This window comes from Streptomyces catenulae (assembly GCF_000718015.1).
Lineage (GTDB): Bacteria > Actinomycetota > Actinomycetes > Streptomycetales > Streptomycetaceae > Streptomyces > Streptomyces catenulae.
Genome location: NZ_JODY01000001.1, coordinates 69,005 through 82,446, shown reverse-complemented (window position 1 = coordinate 82,446; position 13,442 = coordinate 69,005). Strand labels below are relative to the sequence as shown.

Sequence of the window (13,442 nt, the reverse complement as noted above, 5' to 3'; positions counted from 1 at the left end):
GGTACGCAGACGACGGCGGCCCCTCCGCGCGGGAGGGGCCGCCGTCGGTGCGGGCGGGCGCGGGTCAGCGCTTGGCCGCGGCCCACCGCTGCTGGACGGCGAGGTCGGCCTTGACCTCGGCGAGCTGGACGGCGACGGCGGACGGGGCGGTGCCGCCGCGGCCGTTGCGGGAGGCGAGCGCGCCGGGGACGTTGAGGACGGTGCGGACCTCGGGGGTCAGCTCGGCGGAGATCTTCGCGAACTGCTCGTCCGTCAGCTCGTCCAGCTCCTTGCCCTCGGCCTCGGCGACCTTCACGCACTCACCGGCGACCTCGTGCGCCACCCGGAACGGCACCCCCTGCTTGACCAGCCACTCGGCGATGTCGGTGGCGAGCGAGAAGCCCGCCGGGGCCAGCTCCGCCATCCGCTCACGGTTGACGGTGAGCGTCGCCGTCATGCCGGTGAACGCCGGGAGCAGCACCTCCAGCTGATCACAGGAGTCGAAGACCGGCTCCTTGTCCTCCTGGAGGTCACGGTTGTACGCCAGCGGCAGCGCCTTGAGCGTGGCCAGCAGACCGGTGAGGTTGCCGATCAGCCGACCGGACTTGCCGCGCGCCAGCTCCGCGATGTCCGGGTTCTTCTTCTGCGGCATGATCGACGAGCCGGTGGAGAACGCGTCGTGGAGGGTGACGAAGGAGAACTCCTTCGTGTTCCACAGGATGATCTCCTCGGCGATCCGGGAGAGGTTGACGCCGATCATCGCGGTGATGAACGCGAACTCCGCGACGAAGTCCCGCGAGGCCGTGCCGTCGATGGAGTTCCCGGCGCTGCCGCGCTCGAAGCCGAGGTCGGCGGCGACCGCCTCCGGGTCGAGCCCGAGCGAGGAGCCCGCCAGCGCGCCCGAGCCGTACGGCGAGACGGCGGTCCGCTCGTCCCACTGCCGCAGCCGCTCGCCGTCCCGCGACAGCGACTGGACGTGGGCGAGCACATGGTGGGCGAAGAGCACCGGCTGGGCGTGCTGGAGGTGGGTACGGCCCGGCATGGCGACGTCCGGGTGCGCCTCGGCGAGGCCGACCAGCGCCTCCTGGAGGTCGGCGATCAGCCCGCCGATGATCCGGGCGTGGTCGCGCAGGTACATCCGGAAGAGCGTGGCGACCTGGTCGTTGCGGGAGCGTCCGGCGCGCAGCTTGCCGCCGAGGTCGGCGCCGAGCCGCTCCAGCAGCCCGCGCTCCAGGGCGGTGTGGACGTCCTCGTCGGCGACGGTGCCGGTGAACGAGCCGTCGGCGACGTCCGCCTCCAGCTGGTCGAGACCGGCGATCATGCGCTCCAGCTCGTCGGCGGTGAGCAGTCCCGCCTTGTGCAGCACCCGGGCGTGGGCGCGCGAACCGGCGATGTCGTAGGGGGCCAGCCGCCAGTCGAAGTGGACGGACGCGGAAAGCTGGGCCAGCGCCTCGGCCGGACCGTCGGCGAACCGCCCGCCCCAGAGCCGGACGTCACCGCTGTTGCTGCTCACTGCTGCTCCTCGGAGGTGGTGAGGTACACCGCCACCCGCGCGGGGCGGGCGGCGGCCGTCGTACGAAGGTCGATCAGGTAACGAGCCGGGCCGGACGAAGTCGCGTCCGGCCGTATCCGCGACGGGCCGCCACGGCGGCGGGCACGAGGCGCGCGGCCCCGGCTCCCCCTCGGCGATCCCTGCACCGATAGGCATAAGTATGCAGTCGACTGCATGATTCGTCAACGTACGGAGGGCGGGCCGCCCGCGGTCGCCTCCGGGCGCGTCAGCCCGCGGTACGGATCTCCTCCAGCAGGATCTGCACATGCCCGTACGAGAGGTCCTTCGTGGCGGTCAGCAGCGTCATGGGGCCGTCGTGGGCGAGTTCCCGCAGATGGTGCAGGGCCTCGCCCGCGTCCGCGTCCCGTGCCAGCTCCTCGCGGTAGCGGTCGGCGAACTCCGCGAACCGCTCGGGTTCGTGCCGGTACCAGCGGCGCAGGTCCGTCGAGGGGGCGACCGCCTTGCACCACTCGGTGAGGTGGGCGTCCTCCTTGGAGAGTCCCCGCGGCCAGAGCCGGTCAACCAGGACCCGGGTGCCGTCGGACGGCTCCGGAGCCTCGTACACCCGGCGGATCCGCAGGCCGTCGGCGGAAGATTTTGTGGCCATACCTCATCGAAACACGCCACGCGCCGGTCCGCCGGTGCGGCGGTCCGGCCCTGGTCGGGGCGGTCCGCGCACCGCGCCGGGAGCCCGCCGGGGACCGCTCGGGGACCCCGCTTTTGGTCTCCGGGCACCGGACAGGGTATTTTTCTTCTGCACGCCCCGACCGGAGCCGATCCGGTCGGTACATGCACCGGGACGTGGCGCAGCTTGGTAGCGCACTTGACTGGGGGTCAAGGGGTCGCAGGTTCAAATCCTGTCGTCCCGACGGTGCGAAGGCCCGTCGGCCGGAGAGAGATCTCCAGGTCGGCGGGTTTTTCCGTGTGTACGGGGTCTGCCGTGTCCGGTGTGCGCGGGTGGACGGTGTCCCGGCCGGGGGGGCCGGGACACCGTCCCCGGGTCAGACCCGGGCGCCCGTGTCGTGGCGCGGCCGCTCGCCCGCCGGGCGGCGGGTGCGGGCTCCGCGCGGGCGGGCCGGCTGCGGCGGCGGGGCGCCGCTCACCGACTCCAGCGCGATGGCCAGCGGCATCGCCGTGAACATCGACGAGTACGTGCCGACGCCGATGCCGATGAGCAGCGCCACCGCGAAGTCGGTCAGCGCGTCCCCGGCGAGGACGGCCAGCGCGGCGAGGATGAAGACCGCGCCGATACCGGTGTTCACCGTCCGCGGCACGGTCTGCAGCAGCGCCCGGCCCGCGATCGTACGGAACGGCGTCGCGCGGTCGGCGGACCACAGTTCGCGGACCCGGTCGAAGACCACGACGGAGTCGTTGACGGAGTAGCCGACGACGGTCAGCAGTGCGGCGAGGAAGACGCCGTCGACCGGTTTGCCGAGCCAGGCGAAGGCGCCGACCAGCACCACCACGTCATGGGCGAGCGCGGCGACCGCGGAGAGGGCGAAGGTCCAGCGGAAGCGGATCGCCAGATAGAGCATCTGCCCGGCCAGCGCCACGCCCAGCGCGATCAGGGCGCCGCGGCGCAGTTCGGAGCCGAGGCTCGGGCCGATCTGCTCGTCGCGCACCTTCTCCGCGCCGCCGCCCAGCCCGGAGACCACGTCGGTGACCCGCTTCTCCGCGGTGGCGGAGAGCGGTTCGGTGCGGACGGTCAGCTCCCGGGTGCCCGAGGTGTGGACCACCGCCCGGGGGAAGCCCGCGTCACCCAGGGCGGTACGGGCCCGTTCGGCGTCCACGGGCGCGCTCGTCGTGTACTCGATCATCCGGCCGCCGGTGAACTCCACCCCGTAGTCGACACCGCGGACGACGATGCCGGTGACGGCGAGGGCGAGCGCGAGGACGGCCAGCAGCGGCCAGCGGCGGCGGTGGCGCAGCGGGTCGGGGGCGCGCTCCGCCAGCCAGGTGCGGACCCGACCGGGGCGGGTGAGGCCGGTGAGACCGGGGCGGCGGGTCACCGCGCGCCGGGAGAGGGCGAGTTCGGCCAGGGCGCGGGTGATCAGCAGGGCGCTCACCATGGAGGCGAGGACGCCGATGCAGAGGGTCACGGCGAAGCCGCGGACCGGGCCCGAGGCGAAGACGAAGAGCAGACCGGCGGCGAGCAGGGTGGTGAGGTTGGAGTCGGCGATGGCACTGAAGGCGTGCCGGAACCCGGCGGTGAGCGCGGCGCGGGGGCTGCGCCGTGGTGCGCCGCGCCGGGTCCGGCCGCCCGCCGCGTACTCCTCGCGGGCCCGCTCGAAGACCAGGACGTTGGCGTCGACGGCCATCCCGATGGCGAGGACGAACCCGGCGAGCCCGGGGAGGGTGAGGGTCGCGCCGACGGCGAGCAGCGCGGCGTACGAGATCAGGGCGTAGCAGGCCAGCGCGGCGGCGGCGAGGCCGCCCAGGAGGCGGTAGACGACACCGAGGAAGACCGCGGTCAGCGCCGTGCCGAGGAGCGCCGCGCGGGCGCTGGAGTCGAGGGCGGCGGCGCCGAGCGTCGGGCCGACGGTGCGCTGTTCGACGGTCTCGACGGGGACCGGCAGGGCGCCGCCGTTGATCAGGAGGGCGAGTTCCTTGGCGGATTCCTGGTCGAAGCCGCCGGTGATCTGGGTGGCGCCGCCGGTGATGCCGGTGCCACAGGCGACGGACGGGTCGACCTGCGGCGACGAGATGATCTTGTTGTCGAGGACGATGGCGGCGCGGCGGGCCGGGTCGCCCGGGGCCGCGCAGGCCGCCTGGGCGGTGACCTTCTCCCAGGCGTGCTCCCCCGCACCGCGCAGGTCGAGGGCGATGTGCCAGCCGGTGCCGCGCTCCGCGTCGAACCGGGCGGTGGCGTTCTCCACGCCGTCGCCGGTGAGCGCGGGCGGGCCGAGCCGCAGCCGGGTACCGGACTCGTCGGGCAGCACGGGCCCGGCGTCCTTGCCGGAGCCCTTCGCGGAACCGTCGGAGCCGTCGGAGCTGTCGGGGGCCTTGCCCGTTCCCGCCGGGTCCTTGCCGGGCGCCGGGGTGGCCTTGCCGGTGGCGTCCCCGCCCGGCCCGGTCTTGTCCGTCCCGTCCTTGCCGGTGGCCGGGCGGTCGGTGGGGGCGGCGGTGCCGAGGACGGGGTGGACGGTGAGTTGGGCGGTGCGGCCGAGGACGGCGGCGGCGTGGGCCGGGTCCTGGACGCCGGGGAGTTCGACGACGATGCGGTGGTCGCCGGAGCGGGTGAGGGAGGGTTCGGCGACGCCGAGGGCGTCCACCCGGCGGCGCAGCACCTCCAGCGTGCGGTCGGTGGCGTCCCGGTCGGCCTGCGCCGACGGGGAGTCACGGGTCTCCAGCACGAGCTGCGTACCGCCACGCAGATCGAGACCGAGCCGGACGGGTTGGGTCACGGCGAGATAGGCGGACAGGGCGAGCACGGCGAACGCGAACAGCGCGCGCACCCTGGTGGCGCGGGTCATGGTGCCTCCAACAGGCGTACCGCGTCCGGGCGTTGCCGGGCGCGGTGGAGTGCGACAGGACGTCGGTCAGCTGCCGGAGGAGGGCGGTGCGCGGGCCGGGGGGAGCGCGGCGAACCCGGGCGCGCCCGTGGCGGCGGCCCGGATCCGCGGCGGACGCGGCCCGGTGTACGGCGGGAGGGGAAGGACCGCGGCGGGCGGTGTGCCCGCCAACGGGTGGTACGTCTGCTCGGGACCGGCACCCGGGCCGGACCGCAGCAGGGGTGCCGGGTGCCGGACGGCGGGCGCGATCCGCAGACCGCCGGTGACGAGGACGGCGTACGGGGCTTCGGAGCGCGGGGGCGCGGGGTGGGCGGCCGGGTTCGGGGAGGTGTCCGGGGAGGCGTCGGACCGGGCCGGGGCGGAGGCGCCCGTGCCCGTGCCGGGGGCCTGCGGGACGGTGTCCCCCGGTGCGTACGCGGCGCCCGCCGCCCGGACCGGGCTCGCCGCGGCGGTGGCCGGGGCCGCCGCCCGCTCCCCCATCGGCGGCGGGAGCGCGCCGAGGAGCAGGGCGGTGAGCAGCAGGAGCGTACGGAGGACGGGGCCGCGCAGGGCGTGCCGGTCACCGGTGACCGTGCCCGACGGCCGTCGTCCGCTCCGCCGTGTCATCCCGCCCCTCCCCTCTCCGGCCCCATGATCCCGTCCCGTCCCGCCGCCGCTACGGCTCGATCAGGCCCACCCGGATCGCGTACCGGGTCAGCTCCAGACGGTCGCGCATCCCGAGTTTGTGCAGCATGTTGGCGCGGTGGCGTTCGACCGTCTTGACGCTGATGACGAGGGTGGCCGCGATCTCCTTGAAGGAGTGGCCCTCCGCGACCAGCTTGAGGATCTCCTCCTCGCGGGCGGTGAGGATCTTCTCCGGTACGCCGTCGCCCTGCCGGACGCGGTCGAGGTAGTTGCGGATCAGGGCGGTGACCGCGCCCGGGTAGAGGAAGGGTTCGCCGCGCATCGCGGCGCGGCAGGCCTCGACAAGGTCCCGGTCGGCGACGGATTTGAGGACGTAGCCGGAGGCGCCCGCCTTGAGCGCCTCGAAGAAGTACTGCTCGTTGTCGTACATCGTCAGCATGAGGATCCGCACGCCGGGCCGGGCCGCGGAGAGTTCGCGGGCCGCCTGGAGGCCGGTCATCCGGGGCATGGCGACGTCCAGCACGACCAGGTCGGGGCGGTGCTCGCGGGCGAGTGCCAGGGCCTCGGCGCCGTCGCCCGCCTCGGCGACGACCTCCAGGTCCGGTTCGCCGTCCAGGATCAGCCGGACGCCGCGCCGGACGAGGGCGTGGTCGTCGGCGAGCAGGATGCGGACGGGTCCGGGTGCGGTGCGCTCGATCATGCGGCTCCCCTCTCCTCCCCGGGCAGCGGGACGGTCAGCCGGACGCTGAGGCCCCCGGCGGGCGCGGGCCCGATGTCCAGACCCGCCTCGATGAACAGGGCGCGCTCCCGCATCCCGCGGATCCCGGCGCCCTCCCGGGCCCGTCCCATCCCGCGGCCGTCGTCGCGGACCTCCAGCACCACCGCCCCGGGCGTGCGGCGCAGCGTCAGCTCGACGGTGCGGGCGTCGGCGTGCCGGGCGGTGTTGGTCAGCGCCTCCTGGGCGACGCGGTAGACCACCAGCTCGGCGGCGGCGCCCAGGTCCGGCGGGCCGCTGTCGCAGCGGCAGCGCACCGAGAGGCCGGTGTGGGTGGCGTAGTCGGTGGCGAGGGCGGTGAGGGCGCTGGTCAGCCCGAGGTCGTCGAGGACGCCGGGGCGCAGCCGCCGGGCGATGCGGCGGACCTCGTCCAGGCTCTGCCGGGTGGTCTCCTGGGCGTGCTGGAGATCGGCGCGCAGCTCGTCCGGGGCGCGGTCGGCGGCGCGTTTCAGCTCCAGCAGCACCGCGGTCATGCTCTGGCCGACCTCGTCGTGCAGCTCCCGGGCGATACGGCGCCGCTCGGACTCCTGGGCGGAGAGGGCGCGGGCGGTGCTGGCGGCGCGTTCCGACTCCAGCCGGTCGAGCATCTCGTTGAAGGTGCGCAGCAGGACGGCGACGGAGCCGCGGCCGTCGACGGGCAGCCGGTGGCCGGGGCGGAGCAGGTCGACGGTGACCATCCGCTGGGTGAGCCGGTCGACCGGGGCGAGGCCGATGCGGAGCAGCGCCGCGTTGGCGACCAGCATGACGACGAGACCGCCGACGAGCACCACCGCCTCGGTCAGCCCCACCGGCACCGAAACGGTCACCGGCGCCCACAGCAGCAACGCCGTGGCCGCCCCCAGCACCACCGCGTTGAGCCCGAAGATCCGCCAGAACAGCGACACCGCGCGCCACACCTCCTTGATCGGCTCACTCTCCCATCCGCCGGGACCTCGGGGGCGCCCGGGTCGGGCGCCGGGCCCAGCCTGCCGGTGCCCGGCGACGGCGTCGATCGGGGGTGGGGACCATCCCTGACCAGGGCATACATCCCCGGCGCAGCCGTACATGGGTGGTGCCACCCATGTACGGAACGGGCGGCTGCGGCGAGGCTGGGAGGTGGGAGCGACGGTTCGCGTTGCCGGGCGGGGCACCGCCACGGGACGCGGTCCGGGCCGCTCCCGGCCGGGCGGTGACCGCCGCCCGCCGTCCCGTCACCCGCCCGCCCCGGCACCGTCGCCGGTGGCGTACCGGGGGCTGCGGTGGCCGCGTCCCGGCCCGGTCTCGGACCCGGGCCGGGGCACGCCCGCCGCAGCCCCCGTGGCGCAGCGAAAGGAACCGTCCACGATGTCGCCAGATGCGGCCCGCGCCGAAACCCCCGCCGACCGGATCGGCGCCGACGACGCCCGTCGGCGCCTGGTGCACGAGCGTGACGCCCGGCTGGCGCAGCTCACGGCCATCGAGGGCGAGGCGCCGCCCGGCAGCACCGACGCGCTGCTGACGGCGCAGACCGCCGCGATCCGCCAGGTGCTCGCCGAGATCGAGCAGGCCGAGGCGCGGCTGGCCGCGGGCACCTACGGGACCTGTGTGCGGTGCGCCGAGCCGGTGCCCGCCGAGCGGCTGGAGATCCTGCCGTACGCCCGCTGCTGCGTCGGCTGCCAGGAGCACACCGGTTGAGCCGCCGGTGGTGACGAGGGCCCGGGCGCGCCGCCGAGGAGGCGGGCGCCCGGGCCCTTCGGGTACGACGCCGCGGGCCCGGCGCCGACCGGTGCGGTCGGGCCGGGCCCGCGGGGTGTCAGTGCTCCTTCTGCGCCAGCCGCAGCAGATGGTCGGCGAGCGCCTGACCGCCCGCCGGGTCGCGGCTGATCAGCATCAGCGTGTCGTCACCGGCGATGGTGCCGAGGATGTCGTGGAGTTCGGCCTGGTCGATGGCGGAGGCGAGGAACTGCGCGGCGCCCGGCGGGGTGCGCAGCACGACGAGGTTGGCGGACGCCTCGGCCGAGATCAGCAACTCCCCGGAGAGGCGGCGCATCCGCTCCTCCTTGGCCGACTCCCCCAGCGGCGCCCGCGGGGTGCGGTCGCCGCCCTCGCTGGGCACCGCGTAGATCAGCTCCCCGCCGGTGTTGCGGATCTTCACCGCGCCCAGCTCGTCCAGGTCGCGGGAGAGCGTCGCCTGGGTGACGGAGAGTCCGTCGTCGGCGAGCAGCTTCGCGAGCTGGCTCTGCGAGCGGACCGCCTGCCGGTTGAGGATGTCCACGATCCGGCGGTGGCGGGCGGTACGGGTCTGGGGTACGGCCTGGCCTCCACCGAGTGTTTCGTTCTCCTGCGCCTCATGCATCGCTTCGTCAGTCTCCGGATCGTTGTTCCCCGTCGGCCGCTTCGCGGGCCGTGTCGAGGACGCCGGGCAGCTTGCGGAGGAACGTGTCGACGTCGTCGTCGGAGACGATCAGCGGCGGGGCGAGCCGGATGACGTCCGGCGCGACCGCGTTCACCAGCAGGCCCGCGTCCTGAGCCGCCTGCTGCGCCTGCGGCGCGAGGGGCTCCGTCAAGACGATACCCAGGAGGAGGCCCGCACCGCGGATCGAGGCGACCGCGGGGTGCGCCAGGGCCTCGATCCCGGAGCGCAGCCGCTCCCCGGCCCGCTTGACGTGGTCGAGCAGACCGTCGCGTTCGATGGTGTCCAGGACGGCGAGCGCCGCCGCGCAGACGACCGGGTTGCCGCTGAACGTCGAGCCGTGCGAACCGGGCGTGAGCAGGTCGGCGGCGGGGCCGAAGGCCAGCGTCGCGCCGATCGGCAGGCCGCCGCCCAGCCCCTTGGCCAGCGTGACGACGTCCGCCTCGACGCCCTCCTCCTGGGCGGCGAACCAGTGGCCGGTACGGCCGATGCCGGTCTGGATCTCGTCGAGGACGAGGAGGGTGCCGGTGGCGGCGGTGATCTCCCGGGCGGCCCGGAGGTAGCCGGGCGGCGGGACGACGACGCCGTTCTCGCCCTGCACGGGCTCCAGGATCACGAACGCGGTGTCGGTGGTGACCGCCGCGCGCAGCGCCTCGACATCGCCGTACGGGACGTGGTCGACGTCGCCGGGGAGCGGGGCGAACGGCTGCTGCTTGGCGGGCTGGCCGGTCAGCGCCAGGGCGCCCATCGTCCGGCCGTGGAAGCCACCGGCGGTGGAGACCATGTGGGTGCGGCCGGTGCGGCGGCCGATCTTGAAGGCCGCCTCGTTGGCCTCGGCGCCGGAGTTGGAGAAGTAGACGCGTCCGGGGCGCCCGGCGAGGGCGAGCAGCCGCTCGGCGAGGGTGACGGTCGGCCCGGAGACGTAGAAGTTGGAGACATGGCCGAGGGTGGCGATCTGGTCGCTGACGGCGCGGACCACCGCGGGGTGGGCGTGGCCGAGGGCGTTGACCGCGATGCCGCCGAGGAAGTCGAGGTAGGCGCGGCCGTCGGCGTCCCAGAGGGTGGTGCCCTCGCCCCGGACGAGCGCCAGGCGGGGGGTGCCGAAGTTCTCCATCATGGCGCCCTGCCAGCGCCGTTGGAAGTCGGTGTTGCCGGTCGCGTCGGTCATGCCGTCCCCTCGTCCGTACCGTTCTCGGTGTCCTGGTCCGGCACGACCATCGTGCCGATGCCCTCGTCGGTGAAGATCTCCAGCAGGATCGAGTGCTGGACCCGCCCGTCGATGACCCGGGCGGTGTGCACGCCGTTGCGGACCGCGTGCAGACAGCCCCGCATCTTGGGGACCATCCCGCTGGCCAGATCCGGCAGCAGCGCCTCCAGTTCGGTGGCGGTGAGCCGGGAGATGACCTCGTCGCTGCTGGGCCAGTCCTCGTACAGGCCCTCGACGTCGGTGAGGACCATCAGGGTCTCGGCGCCGAGGGCGGCGGCGAGGGCGGCGGCGGCGGTGTCGGCGTTGACGTTGAAGACGCCGTGGTCGCCGTCGTCGCCGCTGGCCGCGACGGAGGAGATGACGGGGATCCGGCCGTCGTCCAGCAGCGCCTGGACGGCGCCGGTGTCGATCGCGGTGACCTCGCCGACCCGGCCGATGTCCACCCGCTCGCCGTCGATCGACGCGTAGTGCTGGGTGGCGGTCATCAGCTGGGCGTCCTCGCCGGTCATGCCGACGGCGAACGGGCCGTGCCGGTTGAGGAGGCCGACCAGCTCACGCTGGACCTGCCCGGCGAGCACCATCCGGACGACGTCCATCGCCTCGGGCGTGGTGACCCGCAGGCCCGCCTTGAACTCCGACTCCAGGCCCAAGCGGTCGAGTTGGGCGCTGATCTGCGGGCCGCCGCCGTGCACCACGACCGGACGGAGTCCGGCGTGGCGGAGGAAGACGACGTCCTGGGCGAAGGCGTTCTTCAGGTCCTCGTCGACCATGGCGTTGCCGCCGAATTTGATGACGACGGTCTTGCCGTGGTGCCGGGTCAGCCAGGGCAGCGCCTCGATGAGGGTGCGGGCCTTGGGCAGCGCGGTGTGTTTACGGGTACTCATGCGGCGGCCTCGCTGGCTGGGCTCGGGGCGGATGCGCGGGCGGCGGGCGGGCGGTGGGTCACGACGAGTACGCGCTGTTCTCGTGGACGTAGTCGGCGGTGAGGTCGTTGGCCCAGATGACCGCGGAGTCGTCGCCGGCGGCGAGGTCGGCGGTGATCCGCACCTCGCGGTAGCGCATGTCGACGAGGGTGCGGTCCTCGCCGACGGAGCCGTTCCTGCAGACCCAGACGTCGTTGATGGCGACGTTCAGCCGGTCGGGTTCGAAGGCGGCGGAGGTGGTGCCGATGGCGGAGAGGACCCGGCCCCAGTTGGGGTCCTCGCCGTGGATGGCGCACTTGAGGAGGTTGTTCCGGGCGATGGAGCGGCCGACCTCGACGGCGTCGTCCTCGCTCGCGGCGTTGATCACCTCGATGCGGATGTCCTTGCTGGCGCCCTCGGCGTCGCCGATCAGCTGGCGGGCCAGATCGTCGCAGACGGTACGGACGGCCTCGGCGAACGCGGCGGCCTCGGGGGCGACACCGGAGGCGCCGGAGGCCAGCAGCAGCACGGTGTCGTTGGTGGACATACAGCCGTCGGAGTCGACCCGGTCGAAGGTGGTGCGGGTCGCGGCGCGCAGGGCGGCGTCCAGTCCGGCGGCGGGGACGTCGGCGTCGGTGGTGAGGACGACGAGCATGGTGGCCAGGCCCGGCGCGAGCATCCCGGCGCCCTTGGCCATCCCGCCGACGGTCCAGCCGTCGCCGGTGGCGACGGCGGTCTTGTGGACGCTGTCGGTGGTCTTGATGGCGATGGCGGCCTTCTCGCCGCCGTGCGGGGTGAGCTGGGCGACGGCCTTGTCGACGCCCATGCGCACCTTCTTCATCGGCAGCAGTTCGCCGATCAGGCCGGTGGAGCAGACGGCGACGGCGCCGGGGGCGTGCTCGCCGGAGGCGTCGTGCCCCGCGGTGTTCAGCGATTCGGCGACCTTCTCGGCGGTCGCGTGGGTGTCCTGGAAGCCCTGCGGGCCGGTGCAGGCGTTGGCGCCGCCGGAGTTGAGGACGACGGCGGAGACCTCGCCGCCCCCCAGGACCTGCTCGGACCAGAGGACCGGCGCGGCCTTGACGCGGTTGGAGGTGAAGACGCCCGCGGCGGCCAGGCGCGGCCCGTGGTTCACCACGAGGGCGAGGTCCGGGTTGCCGTTCTCCTTGATCCCGGCGGCGATACCCGCCGCCGTGAATCCCTGTGCTGCCGTGACGCTCACTGCTTCTCCTCGATCAGTTCTCCGGCCGCGTCCGTCGTGGACCCGGCGCCCGCCCCGTACTGCCCGCCCGCGCCGTCCGTACGGCTCACGGGGCCACCCCGACGAGCGGCAGCCCGGTGGTCTCCGGGAGGCCGAGGGCGAGATTCATGCTCTGCACCGCGCCACCGGCGGTGCCCTTGGCGAGGTTGTCGATCGCGCAGATCGCGATGATCCGCCCGGCGGCCGGGTCCAGGGCCACCTGGATCTGCGCGGTGTTGGCGCCGTACACCGCGGCGGTCGCGGGCCACCGCCCCTCGGGCAGCAGCGTCACGAACGGCTCGTCCGCGAACGCCTTCTCGTACGCGCCCCGGACCGCCGCCGCGTCCACGCCCGGGAGCGCCTTGACGGTGCAGGTGGCGAGGATGCCGCGGGGCATCGGCGCGAGCGTCGGCGTGAACGAGACACCGACCCGCTCGCCCGCCACCTCGCTGAGGTTCTGGATCATCTCCGGCGTGTGCCGGTGCCCGCCGCCGACGCCGTACGGGCTCATCGAGCCCATCACCTCGGAGCCCAGCAGATGCGGTTTGGCGGCCTTGCCCGCGCCGGAGGTGCCGGACGCCGCGACGATCACCGCCTCGGGCCCGGCGAGCCGCGCGGCGTAGGCGGGGAAGAGGGCCAGCGAGACGGCGGTGGGGTAGCAGCCCGGCACCGCGATCCGCTTGGTGCCCTGGAGCGCCGTCCGCGCACCGGGCAGCTCGGGCAGCCCGTACGGCCAGACCCCGGCGTGCGGCGATCCGTAGAACGCCTCCCAGTCGGCGGCGTCCCGGAGCCGGAAGTCGGCGCCGCAGTCGATGACCAGCACCTCCGGGCCCAGCTCCGCGGCGACCGCCGCGGACTGCCCGTGCGGCAGCGCGAGGAAGACGACGTCGTGCCCGGCGAGCGCCTCGGCGGAGGTCGGCAGCACCTCGCGGTCGGCCAGCGGGAGCAGATGCGGCTGGAGGGAGCCCAGGCGCTGCCCAGCACTGGAGTGCCCGGTCACCGCACCGATCTCGACCTCCGGGTGCCCCAGCAGCATGCGCAGGACCTCACCCCCCGCATACCCACTCGCACCGGCCACTGCTGCACGTACCGCCATGGGACCCTCCTCCTTGATGGCATGACTATACGGCCGGGGGAAGTTTTATGCAATCCATTCAAAGGGAGGGCGCCGCAGGTGTGCAGCTGAGCGGCTGAGTCGGGCCTTTTGGCGCTCCGCTTGGCCCGCTGAGCACGGCTGGGTCTTCGGCGCACACCCGGCCGCCCCGCCTCTCGGGGCGAGGCGG

Annotated in this window: 12 protein-coding genes and 1 tRNA gene; 2 read left to right on the top strand and 11 right to left on the bottom strand. The window is 74.3% G+C overall.

Going from position 1 to position 13,442, the window contains the following annotated elements:
• Nucleotides 1–64: 64 nt before the first annotated feature.
• Both argH and IF23_RS0100295 read right to left on the bottom strand, forming a co-directional pair.
• Nucleotides 65–1,492, bottom strand: a complete 1,428-nt coding sequence (gene argH / locus IF23_RS0100300; protein WP_030278420.1) for an argininosuccinate lyase — start codon at nucleotides 1,490–1,492, stop codon at nucleotides 65–67.
• 265 nt (nucleotides 1,493–1,757) lie between these two features.
• Nucleotides 1,758–2,138, bottom strand: a complete 381-nt coding sequence (locus IF23_RS0100295; RefSeq protein ID WP_030278418.1) for a DUF488 domain-containing protein — start codon at nucleotides 2,136–2,138, stop codon at nucleotides 1,758–1,760.
• A 188-nt stretch (nucleotides 2,139–2,326) separates the two neighbouring features.
• On the opposite strand from IF23_RS0100295, the gene IF23_RS0100290 reads away from it, so the two are divergent.
• Nucleotides 2,327–2,400 (top strand) — tRNA-Pro (locus IF23_RS0100290).
• A 132-nt stretch (nucleotides 2,401–2,532) separates the two neighbouring features.
• On the opposite strand, the gene secD is transcribed toward IF23_RS0100290, so the two are convergent.
• The 4 genes from secD to IF23_RS0100270 all read right to left on the bottom strand — a co-directional run bounded on the left by secD (nucleotide 2,533) and on the right by IF23_RS0100270 (nucleotide 7,326).
• Nucleotides 2,533–5,004 carry a protein translocase subunit SecD gene (gene secD / locus IF23_RS0100285; protein WP_030278417.1) on the bottom strand — a complete coding sequence of 824 codons (2,472 nt, stop codon included), beginning with the start codon at nucleotides 5,002–5,004 and terminating at the stop codon, nucleotides 2,533–2,535.
• Nucleotides 5,005–5,070: 66 nt separating this feature from the next.
• The gene (locus tag IF23_RS0100280; protein WP_030278414.1) at nucleotides 5,071–5,649 is read right to left on the bottom strand and encodes a hypothetical protein; all 579 of its coding nucleotides are present in this window, start codon (nucleotides 5,647–5,649) and stop codon (nucleotides 5,071–5,073) included.
• A 49-nt stretch (nucleotides 5,650–5,698) separates the two neighbouring features.
• Entirely contained in the window at nucleotides 5,699–6,367 is a 669-nt protein-coding gene (locus IF23_RS0100275; protein WP_030278412.1) for a response regulator, read from the bottom strand.
• Complete coding sequence (locus IF23_RS0100270; protein WP_030278410.1) at nucleotides 6,364–7,326, bottom strand: HAMP domain-containing sensor histidine kinase; 963 nt, start codon at nucleotides 7,324–7,326, stop codon at nucleotides 6,364–6,366. The genes IF23_RS0100275 and IF23_RS0100270 overlap by 4 nt, the downstream gene beginning before the upstream one ends.
• 439 nt (nucleotides 7,327–7,765) lie before the next feature.
• On the opposite strand from IF23_RS0100270, the gene IF23_RS0100265 reads away from it, so the two are divergent.
• Complete coding sequence (locus tag IF23_RS0100265) at nucleotides 7,766–8,095, top strand: TraR/DksA family transcriptional regulator (protein ID WP_030278408.1); 330 nt, start codon at nucleotides 7,766–7,768, stop codon at nucleotides 8,093–8,095.
• A gap of 118 nt (nucleotides 8,096–8,213) precedes the next feature.
• Here IF23_RS0100265 and IF23_RS0100260 read toward each other — a convergent pair whose 3' ends face one another.
• The 5 genes from IF23_RS0100260 to argC all read right to left on the bottom strand — a co-directional run bounded on the left by IF23_RS0100260 (nucleotide 8,214) and on the right by argC (nucleotide 13,255).
• Nucleotides 8,214–8,756 carry an arginine repressor gene (locus IF23_RS0100260; protein WP_030278406.1) on the bottom strand — a complete coding sequence of 181 codons (543 nt, stop codon included), beginning with the start codon at nucleotides 8,754–8,756 and terminating at the stop codon, nucleotides 8,214–8,216.
• A 7-nt stretch (nucleotides 8,757–8,763) separates the two neighbouring features.
• A complete protein-coding gene (locus IF23_RS0100255) occupies nucleotides 8,764–9,981 on the bottom strand; it encodes an acetylornithine transaminase (protein ID WP_030278404.1) in 1,218 nt (405 codons plus the stop codon).
• Nucleotides 9,978–10,904, bottom strand: coding sequence for an acetylglutamate kinase (argB, locus tag IF23_RS0100250; protein WP_030278402.1), 927 nt, complete (start codon nucleotides 10,902–10,904; stop codon nucleotides 9,978–9,980). The genes IF23_RS0100255 and argB overlap by 4 nt, the downstream gene beginning before the upstream one ends.
• A 58-nt stretch (nucleotides 10,905–10,962) precedes the next feature.
• Nucleotides 10,963–12,141: a bifunctional glutamate N-acetyltransferase/amino-acid acetyltransferase ArgJ gene (gene argJ, locus IF23_RS0100245; RefSeq protein ID WP_030278400.1), complete on the bottom strand. Its 1,179-nt coding sequence runs from the start codon at nucleotides 12,139–12,141 to the stop codon at nucleotides 10,963–10,965.
• Nucleotides 12,142–12,226: 85 nt separating this feature from the next.
• A complete protein-coding gene (gene argC, locus IF23_RS0100235; RefSeq protein ID WP_030278398.1) occupies nucleotides 12,227–13,255 on the bottom strand; it encodes an N-acetyl-gamma-glutamyl-phosphate reductase in 1,029 nt (342 codons plus the stop codon).
• Nucleotides 13,256–13,442: the final 187 nt, after the last annotated feature.

Coding starts and splice junctions, on each gene's coding strand:
- IF23_RS0100295 (WP_030278418.1), bottom strand. CDS start 2,138: ATGGCCACAAAATCTTCCGCCGACGGCCTGCGGATCCGCCGGGTGTAC.
- secD (WP_030278417.1), bottom strand. CDS start 5,004: ATGACCCGCGCCACCAGGGTGCGCGCGCTGTTCGCGTTCGCCGTGCTC.
- IF23_RS0100280 (WP_030278414.1), bottom strand. CDS start 5,649: ATGACACGGCGGAGCGGACGACGGCCGTCGGGCACGGTCACCGGTGAC.
- IF23_RS0100275 (WP_030278412.1), bottom strand. CDS start 6,367: ATGATCGAGCGCACCGCACCCGGACCCGTCCGCATCCTGCTCGCCGAC.
- IF23_RS0100265 (WP_030278408.1), top strand. CDS start 7,766: ATGTCGCCAGATGCGGCCCGCGCCGAAACCCCCGCCGACCGGATCGGC.
- IF23_RS0100260 (WP_030278406.1), bottom strand. CDS start 8,756: ATGCATGAGGCGCAGGAGAACGAAACACTCGGTGGAGGCCAGGCCGTA.
- IF23_RS0100255 (WP_030278404.1), bottom strand. CDS start 9,981: ATGACCGACGCGACCGGCAACACCGACTTCCAACGGCGCTGGCAGGGC.
- argB (WP_030278402.1), bottom strand. CDS start 10,904: ATGAGTACCCGTAAACACACCGCGCTGCCCAAGGCCCGCACCCTCATC.
- argC (WP_030278398.1), bottom strand. CDS start 13,255: ATGGCGGTACGTGCAGCAGTGGCCGGTGCGAGTGGGTATGCGGGGGGT.